This is a genomic window from Cellulomonas sp. P5_C6, assembly GCF_054049635.1.
On sequence record NZ_JBFULZ010000385.1, the window covers coordinates 1 to 761 of the forward strand.

Here is a 761-nt window from a genome sequence, read left to right on the forward strand (position 1 = left end):
GCCGCCGCACCGGTTGCGGCCCCGCCTGCCGCTGCAGCACCGGCCGCCGCGCCGGCGCCGCCGCCGCCGGTCGACACCGTGACCAAGGCGTCCGGATGAACGCCCGGACGCGGCCGACGGAGGCGGGGGCCACCGTGCTGAGCCGATCCTTCCGCGCGATGGCGAGCGAGGTCGAGCTGCGGGTCGTGGACCCCGGACCGGACGCGGACGCGCAGCTCGACCGGGCCGAGCGAGAGATCCGCGAGGTCGAGCGCCACTGCAGCCGGTTCGACCCGACGAGCGCGCTCTCGCTGGCGAACGCCGCTCCTGCGTCGTGGCACCTGGTGCCCGACGTGCTCGCCGACGTGATCCTCGAGGCCGAGCGCGCCCACCGCGAGACCGACGGCCGCTTCGACCCCCGGGTCCTCGACACCCTGCTCGCGTGGGGGTACGACCGGTCGCTGCCCTTCATCGACGGCGGGGTGACGACCACCCGTCCGGCGTCCACGTCGGCGCGTCCGGCGGCCCTCGTGGAGCCGTGGCAGCCCGTCCTGCGACAGCGGGAGACCACGGCGCTGAACCTCGGCGGGCGGGCGGTCGACCTCGGCGGCATCGGCAAGGGCCTGGCGGTCCGGTGGGCGGCCACCGAGCTCGCCGGTTCCGGTGCGTCGTGGCTGGTGGACGCGGGCGGCGACGAGTACCTCGGCGGCGCGGGCCCGATCGGCACCGGGTGGCGGGTCGGCGTCGAGGACCCCCTGGGCGGGATCTCCCCCGTGCTCGTG

The 761-nt window shown here is 77.1% G+C and carries 1 protein-coding gene; it reads left to right on the top strand.

Features of this window, described 5'->3' with window-relative positions; all coding sequences use genetic code 11:
• Positions 1-134: 134 nt before the first annotated feature.
• A partial coding sequence (locus tag ACXJKG_RS21305; protein WP_456847709.1) for an FAD:protein FMN transferase occupies positions 135-761 on the top strand: 627 nt, incomplete at its 3' end.